Origin of the sequence: Streptomyces boncukensis, assembly GCF_011045075.1 — a bacterium.
Taxonomy (GTDB): Bacteria; Actinomycetota; Actinomycetes; order Streptomycetales; family Streptomycetaceae; genus Streptomyces; species Streptomyces boncukensis.
In genome coordinates this window covers 1-9604 of record NZ_JAAKZZ010000284.1, presented here as the reverse complement: position 1 = coordinate 9604, position 9604 = coordinate 1, and the positions used below count along the sequence as shown (strand labels likewise).

General features: G+C 69.9%; 8 protein-coding genes. 2 read left to right on the top strand and 6 right to left on the bottom strand.

What is annotated here, in order from left to right; translation table 11 throughout:
* Positions 1-886, top strand: an 886-nt coding sequence (locus G5C65_RS23605; RefSeq protein ID WP_165300921.1) for a class E sortase, incomplete at its 5' end; no start/stop codon positions are given.
* Positions 887-917: 31 nt separating this feature from the next.
* Positions 918-1610, top strand: coding sequence for a class E sortase (locus tag G5C65_RS23600; RefSeq protein WP_165300920.1), 693 nt, complete (start codon positions 918-920; stop codon positions 1608-1610).
* A gap of 43 nt (positions 1611-1653) precedes the next feature.
* Here the strand turns inward: G5C65_RS23600 and pknB are convergent, their stop codons facing one another.
* The 6 genes from pknB to G5C65_RS23570 all read right to left on the bottom strand — a co-directional run.
* Entirely contained in the window at positions 1654-3729 is a 2076-nt protein-coding gene (gene pknB, locus G5C65_RS23595) for a Stk1 family PASTA domain-containing Ser/Thr kinase (protein WP_165300919.1), read from the bottom strand.
* 151 nt (positions 3730-3880) lie between these two features.
* Positions 3881-5359: a peptidoglycan D,D-transpeptidase FtsI family protein gene (locus G5C65_RS23590; RefSeq protein ID WP_165300918.1), complete on the bottom strand. Its 1479-nt coding sequence runs from the start codon at positions 5357-5359 to the stop codon at positions 3881-3883.
* A 130-nt stretch (positions 5360-5489) separates the two neighbouring features.
* Positions 5490-6914, bottom strand: a complete 1425-nt coding sequence (locus G5C65_RS23585) for an FtsW/RodA/SpoVE family cell cycle protein (RefSeq protein ID WP_165300917.1) — start codon at positions 6912-6914, stop codon at positions 5490-5492.
* Positions 6915-6928: 14 nt separating this feature from the next.
* Positions 6929-8671: a Stp1/IreP family PP2C-type Ser/Thr phosphatase gene (locus G5C65_RS23580; protein WP_206442188.1), complete on the bottom strand. Its 1743-nt coding sequence runs from the start codon at positions 8669-8671 to the stop codon at positions 6929-6931.
* 36 nt (positions 8672-8707) lie between these two features.
* Positions 8708-9220, bottom strand: coding sequence for an FHA domain-containing protein FhaB/FipA (locus tag G5C65_RS23575; RefSeq protein ID WP_165300915.1), 513 nt, complete (start codon positions 9218-9220; stop codon positions 8708-8710).
* Between the two features lie 10 nt (positions 9221-9230).
* Positions 9231-9604: FHA domain-containing protein (locus tag G5C65_RS23570; protein WP_420903354.1), on the bottom strand; the 374-nt coding region annotated here is incomplete at its 5' end.

Here is a 9604-nt window from a genome sequence, read left to right as displayed (position 1 = left end):
GCTCCGGCACGGGCCCGCGCACGCGCCCGTGCCGGAGCAGCCACCCTCACCGCCCCCCGACGACGACTCCAGCACGCTCGGGCTGCGGGTGGACGCGCTGCGCGCCGCCGCCCCCCGCCGCACCGAGCGCCCGGCCGGTCCCACCCGGCTGGAGCGGCTCCGCGCCGAGCGGGCCCGCAGGCCGGGGCCCGGCATCATCGCCAGCCGGGCGATCGGCGAGGTCTTCATCACCTGCGGGGTGCTGATGCTGCTCTTCGTCGCCTACCAGCTCTGGTGGACCAACATCCGCGCGCAGCAGCAGGCCAACGGCACCGCCAACCAGCTGCGTTCGCAGTGGAACGACGGCGACAGCGCCGGGCGCGACGGGTCCGGCGGGGCGGAACCGAAGCGCAAGCCGGGCGCGTTCAAGCCCGGCGAGGGCTTCGCGATCATCCACATCCCGAAGATCGGCATCAGGACGCCCATCGCCGAGGGCGTCTCCAAGAGCAAGGTGCTCGACAAGGGCATGGTCGGGCACTACGACACCGCGCCGCTGAAGACGGCCATGCCCTGGGACCGGAAGGGCAACTTCGCGCTCGCCGGGCACCGCAACACCCACGGCGAACCGTTCCGCTACATCAACCGGCTGAAGCCGGGGGACCAGGTCGTCGTCGAGACCGCGGACACGTACTACACCTACAAGGTCACCCGGCAGCTGCCCTCCACGTCCCCGTCCAACACCAGCGTGATCGACCCGGTGCCCCGGCAGTCCGGATTCCGCTCCCCGGGCCGCTTCGTCACCCTCACCACCTGCACGCCGGAATTCACCTCGAAGTACCGTCTGATCGTCTGGGGCAAAATGATGGACGAGCGCCCGCGCGAGAAGGGCAAGCCGGACGCTCTGTGATCATCGGCGAGGACGGACGGACGGTACGGCGGTGGCGGAATCCGGGAAGCGGCGGCGGGGACGGCTGGCGGCGGTCTTCGGCGTCGTCGGTGAGCTGCTCATCACGGCCGGGCTGGTGCTGGCGCTGTTCGTCGTCTACTCGCTCTGGTGGACCAATGTGCTCGCGGACCGCGAGGCGAAGCGGCAGGGCGACCGCGTGCGGAAGCACTGGTCGCAGGACCGGGGGCCCGGCGGGCTGGACACCAAGGACGGCATCGGCTTCCTGCATGCCCCCTCGATGACCTCGGACGACATCCTGGTGAAGAAGGGCACCGACACCAAGGAGCTGAACCAGGGCATCGCCGGGTACTACACGAAGCCGGTGAAGTCCGCGCTGCCGCAGGACCAGTCGGGCAACTTCACGCTGGCCGCGCACCGGGACGGGCACGGCGCGAAGTTCCACGACATCGACAAGATCGAGAAGGGCGATCCGGTGGTCTTCGAGACGAAGAACACCTGGTTCGTGTACAAGGTGTACGCCATCCTCCCGAAGACGTCCCGGTACAACGTGGACGTGCTGGACCCGGTCCCGAAGGAGTCGGGGAAGAAGAAGGCCGGGCGCTACATCACGCTGACGACCTGCACGCCGGTCTACACGTCCCGCTACCGGTACGTGGTGTGGGGCGAGCTGGTGCGCACCGTCGACGTCAACGCGGAGCGCACCCCTCCGAAGGAACTGCGCTAGGGCCCTGGCCGGGGCTGCCCCCCGGCGGCGGTGCGCCCTCCCGTCAACTGCCCCAGTGGAAGCCGCCCGGGAAGCCGCCGCCGTCGTCCCCGTCGCCGCCGCCGTTGTGGCCGTTGCCGTTCCCGCCGTCGTCGTCACCGTCCCCGTCGCCGCCGCCGTTCTGGCCGTCGCCGGGGCCCGCCGGGCGGGTGATGATGTCGACCTTGTCGCCCTTCTTGCCCTGGCTGTTGGGGCCGGGGGTGGTGGAGACCACGACCGAGTCGTCGCCCTGCTGACCGATGATCTTGCCGATCTTGAACCCGGCGCCCTTGAGGTCGCTCTTGGCGTCCCGCAGCTTCTTGTTGGTGACGTCCGGCACCGAGGTGGGCTGCTCCTTGGGCGCCTTGGCGACGGTGACGGTGATCTGGGTGCCCTCGGACTGCCGGGAGCCGGCGGCGGGGTTCTGCCGCAGCACCGTGCCGGCGGCCTGGTCCTCGCTCTCCTCCTCGCTCTTGGTGACCTTGAAGCCCGCTCCGACCAGCAGCGACTCGGCCTCGGGGAAGTTCTTGCCGACGACGTTCGGCACCGAGGGCCTCGACTCGGCCGCCACGGTGAGGGTGACGGTGGAGCCCTTGGGGGCCTTCTTGTCCCCCTCCGGGTTCTGGGAGAGCACGGTGCCCGGTTCGCTCTCGGAGGACTCCTGGCGCTTCCGGGTGACCTTGAAGCCCGCCTCGCTCAGCTCCTGCTTGGCGTCGGCGTAGATGTCGCCGGTGACGTCGGGAACGGTGCGGTTCGTGGTGCTCGGGCCCTTGCCGCGGGACATCAGCATGGTGACGGTGCTGTCCCGCTCGACCTCCTCGCCCGCCTGCGGGTCGGTCCGGCAGACGGTGCCCTTCTTCTTGCCGCAGCTGACGGCCTTGCCCTTGACGGCCTTCAGGCCCGAGTTCTCGATCTGGTCCTGTGCCTCGGTGACCGACAGGCCCGCGACATCGGGCACCTCGGGGTCGTCCGAAGAGCTCTTCAGCAGGGTGGTGATGATGAAGATCCCGCCGACGATCAGGAAGATCAGCGCGAGCACCAGCAGGATGGTGGAGGCCCGGCTCTTGCGGGGCGGGCGGCGGCGCCCGGCGCGGGGCTCGTCGTAGTAGCCGCCGTCGTCCGGGCGCATCGGCGGCAGCATCGAGGTCTGCTGCGCGTCCTGGGCCCGCAGCGCGGTGGTGGGCTGGTCCTCGCCGTAGCCGCCGTAGCCGGCGGCGCCCATGGCGGCGGTGGCCGCGACGGGCTGTCCGTCCAGACACGCCTCGATGTCGGCGCGCATCTCATCAGCCGACTGATAGCGGTAGTCCGGGTCCTTGACCAGCGCCTTCATCACGATCGCGTCCATCGCGGGCGGGATCTCGGGGTCGAAGGAGCTGGGCGGCTGCGCCTCCTCGCGGACGTGCTGGTAGGCGACCGCGACCGGGGAGTCGCCGACGAAGGGCGGGCGCACCGTCAGCAGCTCGTACAGCAGGCAGCCGGTGGAGTACAGGTCGGAGCGGGAGTCCACGGTCTCGCCCTTGGCCTGCTCCGGGGAGAGGTACTGGGCGGTGCCGATGACGGCCGACGTCTGCGTCATGGTCATGCCCGAGTCGCCCATGGCGCGGGCGATGCCGAAGTCCATGACCTTGACCTGGCCGGCGCGGTTCAGCATCACGTTCGCGGGCTTGATGTCGCGGTGCACGATGCCGTTGCGGTGCGAGTACTCCAGCGCCTGCAGGATGCCGATGCACATCTCCATGGCCCGCTCGGGCAGCAGCTTGCGCCCGGAGTGCAGCAGCTCGCGCAGGGTGGAGCCGTCGACGTACTCCATCACGATGTACGGGATGGAGACCCCGGGTCCGCCGGGGGCGTCCTCCACCATGTCCTCGCCGGTGTCGTAGACGGCGACGATGGCGGGGTGGTTCAGCGAGGCGGCCGACTGGGCCTCACGGCGGAAGCGGGCCTGGAACGAGGGGTCGCGGGCGAGGTCGACGCGGAGCGTCTTCACCGCGACCGTACGGCCCAGGCGGGTGTCCTGGGCGATATAGACCTCGGCCATGCCGCCGCGGCCGAGCACCGAGCCCAGCTCGTACCGGCCGCCGAGGCGACGCGGCTCTTCCATATCTCCAGCCCTCTCCGGTCTTCCGTGCCGCGGCGTGTGGGACGTTCCGGACCGCGGTACGGCGGTGTGCTGCTCGGCATACGGTACCCGTCCGTCCCGACCGGCCTGGAGCGGCCGTGGTGACGGGGCCGCCTCCGCAGGGAGGCGTGCGTCACTTCTTTCCGTCGAGGACGGCCTCCATCACGCTCTTCGCGATGGGCGCCGCCAGCTTGCCGCCCGCGATGTCGCTGCGGAGGGTGTCGGAACTCTCCACCACGACGGCCACGGCGACGGGTGAGCCGTCGTCGGTCTTCGCGTAGGAGATGAACCAGGCGTACGGGTTGTCCTTGTTGTTCTCGCCGTGCTGCGCGGTACCGGTCTTGCCGCCCACTGTGACGCCCGAGATCTTGCCGGAGGTTCCCGTTCCCTTTTCGACCACGGTCTCCATGGCCGACTGGAGCTTCTGCGCGTTCTCCGGGGAGACGGGCTGGCTCAGCTCCTTGGGCTTGGTCTGGTCGATGACGTTGAGGTTGGGCGCCACCAGCTGGTCCACCATGTACGGCTTCATCAGCTTGCCGTCGTTGGCGATGGCCGCTGTGACCATGGCCATCTGCAGCGGGGTGGCGCGGTTGGACGCCTGTCCGATGCCCGCCATGGCGTTCTGCGGGCGGTTGTCCTTCGGGTAGACGCTGGGGGCCGGGCGGACCGGGGTGTCCTGCGCGTTGTCGTCCTGGTCGCGGTTGAAGCCGAACTTCTCGGCCTCCTCCATCATCTTCTTGTTGCCGAGCTCGTTGCTCATCTTCGCGAAGACGGTGTTGCACGACCACTGGAGCGCGACCCGGACCGAGGCGTTCTTGCAGGCCGGGTTGTTGCCCTCGTTGCCCAGGTCGGTGGTGGACTGCGGGAGCCGGTACGGATCCTCGGAGTCGGTCTTGGAGTCGATGTCGTAGTCCCCGCTCTCCAGCCCGGCCGCCGCGGTGACGACCTTGAAGGTCGAGCCGGGCGGATAGGTCTGGCGCAGCGCCCGGTTGAGCATCGGGTCGTCCGGGTCCTTCTTCTTCTCCAGGTTCTGGAACGCCTTGGCGTCCTTGTCGCTGTTCCCGGCGAAGACCGACGGGTCGTAGGACGGCTTGTTGGCCAGGGCCAGGATCGCGCCCGTCTTGGGGTTGATGGCCGCGACGGCGCCCTTCTTGTCACCGAGGCCGTCGAAGGCGGCCTTCTGCGCCTTGCGGTTCAGCGTGGTGACGACGTTGCCGCCCTTCTTCGGCTTTCCGGTGAGCATGTCGATGGTGCGGTTGAAGAAGAGCCGGTCGTCGTCGCCGGTGAGGACCGGGTCGTAGAGCTTCTCCAGCTGGTTCGCGCCGATCCGCTGGGAGGCGAAGCCCGTTATCGGGGACCAGAGCTCGCCGTTCTTGTAGGTGCGCTTGTACTTGAAGTCGCTGCCCGCGACCTCGGTGGAGCCGGTGACCGGCTTGCCGTCGACGACGATGTTGCCGCGCGGCTGGGCGTAGCGCTGGATGGCGACCCGGCGGTTCTGCGGGTCCTCCTTCAGATCGTCGGCCTGGACGAACTGCAGCCAGTTGGTCCGCACCAGCAGGGCGAGGGTGAGCAGTCCGCAGAAGATCGCGATGCGGCGCAGGGGCTTGTTCATCGTGTCTCACCTCCGGCGGGACGTGCGGCGGCGTATGCGGCGAACGCGCCGTATGCGGCGGACGCGGCGTATGCGGCGACGGGAAGCAGCGGCGGAGCCGCTGGGGGGTGCTGCCCCCGGGAGACTGCGGTCACGAGGGGCGCACCACCTGGGTCATCTCGGCGTCGGTTGAGGGCGCGGGGCTGGGGGCCGGGCGGCGCGCGGTGTCGCTGATCCGCAGCAGGATGCCGATCAGCGCCCAGTTGGCCAGCACCGAGGAGCCGCCGGCGGCCAGGAACGGCATCGTCATACCGGTGAGCGGGATCAGCCCCATCACGCCGCCCGCGACGACGAACACCTGGAGCCCGAACGCGCTGGAGAGGCCCACGGCGAGCAGCTTGCCGAACGGGTCGCGGGCGGCGAGCGAGACGCGGATGCCGCGCTCGACGATCAGCCCGTAGATGATGAGGATCGCCATCATGCCCGTCAGACCCATCTCCTCGCCGACGGTGGCGAGGATGAAGTCGGAGTTCGCGGCGAAGCCGATCAGGTCGGAGTTGCCCTGGCCCCAGCCGCTGCCGAGCACGCCGCCCGAGCCGAACGCCCACAGGGACTGCGCGATCTGGTCGCTCTGCGCCATCGTCTCCTTGGCGAAGGGGTGCAGCCACGCCTGGACGCGGTCCTGGACGTGCGGCTCGAAGGTCGCCACGACCGCGGCGCCGCCGGCGGACAGCAGCAGCCCGAAGACGATCCAGCTGGTGCGCTCGGTGGCGACGTAGAGCATCACCACGAACAGCCCGAAGAACAGCAGCGAGGTGCCCAGGTCGGTCTCGAAGACCAGGATCATCAGGCTGAGCGCCCACACCACCAGGATCGGGCCCAGGTCCCGGCCGCGCGGCAGATACAGGCCCATGAAGCGGCGGGAGGCGAGCGCGAGCGCGTCCCGCTTCACCATGAGGTACCCGGCGAAGAAGATCGCCAGGATGATCTTGACGAACTCGCCGGGCTGGAGGTTGATCGGGCCGATGTTGACCCAGATCCGCGCCCCGTTCACCGGCGGGAAGAACATCGGCATGATCAGCAGCACCAGGCCCACGGCCATCGAGATGTATGTGTAGCGCTGCAGAATCCGGTGGTCCTTGATCACCATCAGGATGGCGACGAACAGCGCCAGCCCGATCGCCGAGTACATCAGCTGCTTGGGCGCGTCCGGGGTGAACTGGCCGAACAGGCTCTCCGCGCGGGTCTGCAGCCGCTCGGACTGGTCCAGCCGCCAGATCAGCACCAGGCCGAGCCCGTTCAGCAGCGTGGCCAGCGGCAGCAGCAGCGGGTCGGCGTACGGCGCGTAGCGGCGGACGACGAGGTGGCCGACGGCGGCCAGCAGCGCCAGTCCGGCGCCGTAGCCGAGCATGCCCGAGGGCAGCTTGTCGTCCATCGCGAGGCCGACGTTGGCGTAGGCGAACACCGGGACGATGACGGCGAAGACGAGCATCGCCAGCTCGGTGTTCCGGCGGCTCGGCAGACCGCCCGAGGACACCGTCGTGTTGCTGCCGGTGTTGGTGAGATTGCTGCTCATGCCTGTGCCGCCCCCTACGGCGCGGTGCACTGCTTGGCGAGCTCCCGCTGCTTCTCCGTCAGCTTGGGGCCGGGTGACGGAGAGCTGTCGCTCACACGCGTGCTGTCGTGTTGGGAGCCGGGAGCGGTACGGAGGGCGGCGTTGGTGCCGGTGGCACCGGTGGTCCCGGTGTTCCCGGTGGTGCCGGTCGCGCCGTCGCCGGTGCCCGTGCCGGCACCGGTGCCGGTGCCGGTGCCGTCGCCGGTGCCCGCGGTGGAGCCGTTCTGACTGCCCCGGCTGTCGCGCCTGCCCGCGTCCCCGGGCTCGTTCTGCTCGTCCTTGCGCTTCTTCTCGCTGTCGCCGCCGGACTTCCCGGACTTCTTGGGCTGCGCCTTCTGCTCCGCGACGATCTTGCAGACCTCGGCCTGGGCGCCGAGCTCCCTGACTTTCTCCTGCGCCTCTTTCTTGCTGTTGAGCGCGATGGTCTCCTTGACCTGCTTGCGCTGGAAGAGCGGCAGGTACTTGAGTTCGATCTCCGGGCGGTCCTGGTACACGTCGTTCAGCTTGACGCCCGCCAGCTCCTGGTCGATGCCGCGGTAGAGGGCGACGTGCTGCTCCTTGGCGCCCACGTAGTACTGCGTCTGGGTCCAGCGGTAGCCGCCGTACAGCCCGCCGCCGACGACGGCGAGCGCGACCGCGATCCACAGCGAGCGCTTCACCCAGCGCCGCTTGCCGCCGCCCTTCGTGAACTCCTCGTCCGCGTACGGCCCGAAGGCACCCGCCGGGGAGGCGGCGAAGGACGGGTCGCTGCTGCCGGGCGGCCCGAAGCCGCCCTCGGGGGTTCCGCCCGGCGCCGGCTGCTGAGGCACGGACTGACCGCCGCGCCCCAACTCCGCCGCGCGCGCCGCCGGCGTGCGCAGTGCGCCGGGGTCGCCGCCCAGCGGCTGCTGGGTCTCGGCGACGGCGCCGACGATCACCGGGGTGTCGTTGAGCTGCCCGGCGAGGGTGTCCTCCGTGCTGACCGAGCCGACGTCGAGGACGTCGGCGACGATGCAGGTGATGTTGTCCGGGCCGCCGCCGCGCAGCGCGAGCTGGATCAGCTCCTGCACGGTCTCCTGCGGGCCCTGGTAGCTGGCGAGGGTCTCCTCCAGCGTCTGCTGCGAGACGACCCCGGACAGCCCGTCCGAGCAGAGCAAGTAGCGGTCGCCCGCGCGCACTTCACGGATCGACAGATCCGGCTCGACATGGTCGCCGCTGCCGAGCGCGCGCATCAGCAGCGAGCGCTGCGGATGGGTGGTGGCCTCCTCCTCGGTGATCCGGCCCTCGTCCACCAGCCGCTGCACCCAGGTGTGGTCCTGGGTGATCTGGGTGAGCTGGCCGTCCCGCAGCAGATAGGCGCGCGAGTCGCCGACGTGCACCAGGCCGAGCCGCTGGCCCGTCCACAGCAGCGCGGTGAGGGTGGTGCCCATCCCCTCCAGCTGCGGGTCCTCCTCGACCATCACCCGCAGTTGGTCGTTCGCCCGCTGCACGGCGCTGCCGAGCGAGGTGAGGATGTCGGAGCCCGGGATGTCCTCGTCCAGCTGCACCATGGTGGAGATCACCTCGGAGGAGGCGACCTCGCCGGCGGCCTGCCCACCCATACCGTCGGCGACCGCGAGCAGCCGGGGCCCCGCGTAGCCGGAGTCCTCGTTGTGCTCGCGGATCATGCCGTCGTGTGATCCGGCGGCAAAGCGCAGTGACAGGCTCATGCGCACCTCGCCCGTCGGCTCCGGGTACATCCGCACGGTGCCCACCCTCCGGTCGTCATGTCGGTACTACTTCCGCAGCTCGATGACCGTCTTGCCGATACGGATCGGCGCTCCGGGCGGGATCGGCGTCGGTGTCGTCAGCCGGGTCCTGTCGAGATACGTGCCGTTGGTCGACCCGAGGTCCTGGACGATCCACTGGCCGTCACGGTCCGGGTAGATGCTGGCATGCTTGCTGGACGCGTAGTCGTCGTCCAGCACGATTGTCGAGTCGTGCGCACGGCCGAGAGTGATCGTCTGACCCTGCAGGGCGACCGTCGTTCCGGTCAGCGAGCCCTCGGTGACCACCAGCTTGGTGGGGGCGCCCCGGCCGCCGCCGCGCTGCCTGCGGCGGTCCGGCTGCGGGCGCTGCTGGGGAGCGGGGCGCTGCTGGGAGCGCTGGCCCTCGGCGCGGCGCGCGGAGCGCTGCGTCACCCGGGTGCCGAACAGGTCGCTCCGGATGACCTGCACGGACACGATGACGAACAGCCACAGTACGGCCAGAAACCCCAACCGCATGACCGTGAGGGTCAGCTCTGACATTGCCCCCGCTTCACCCTTCGGCTTGCCGGTAAATGATCGTGGTGCTGCCCACGACAACGCGTGAGCCGTCGCGGAGCGTAGCGCGTGTGGTGTGCTGCCCGTCCACCACGATTCCGTTTGTGGAGCCCAGATCCTGAATCGAGGGGGGATTTCCGGCCCGGATCTCGCAGTGGCGGCGGGAGACGCCGGGGTCGTCGATCCGGACGTCGGCCTCCGTGCTGCGGCCGAGCACGAGGGTGGGCCGGGAGATCTGGTGCCGGGGCGCTGCTGGGAGCGCTGGCCCTCGGCGCGGCGCGCGGAGCGCTGCGTCACCCGGGTGCCGAACAGGTCGCTCCGGATGACCTGCACGGACACGATGACGAACAGCCACAGTACGGCCAGAAA

What these genes read in the sequence shown, in the direction of transcription:
- pknB (WP_165300919.1), bottom strand. Translation starts at nt 3,729, where the DNA reads ATGGAAGAGCCGCGTCGCCTCGGCGGCCGGTACGAGCTGGGCTCGGTG.
- G5C65_RS23580 (WP_206442188.1), bottom strand. Translation starts at nt 8,671, where the DNA reads ATGTACCCGGAGCCGACGGGCGAGGTGCGCATGAGCCTGTCACTGCGC.
- G5C65_RS23590 (WP_165300918.1), bottom strand. Translation starts at nt 5,359, where the DNA reads ATGAACAAGCCCCTGCGCCGCATCGCGATCTTCTGCGGACTGCTCACC.
- G5C65_RS23575 (WP_165300915.1), bottom strand. Translation starts at nt 9,220, where the DNA reads ATGTCAGAGCTGACCCTCACGGTCATGCGGTTGGGGTTTCTGGCCGTA.
- G5C65_RS23585 (WP_165300917.1), bottom strand. Translation starts at nt 6,914, where the DNA reads ATGAGCAGCAATCTCACCAACACCGGCAGCAACACGACGGTGTCCTCG.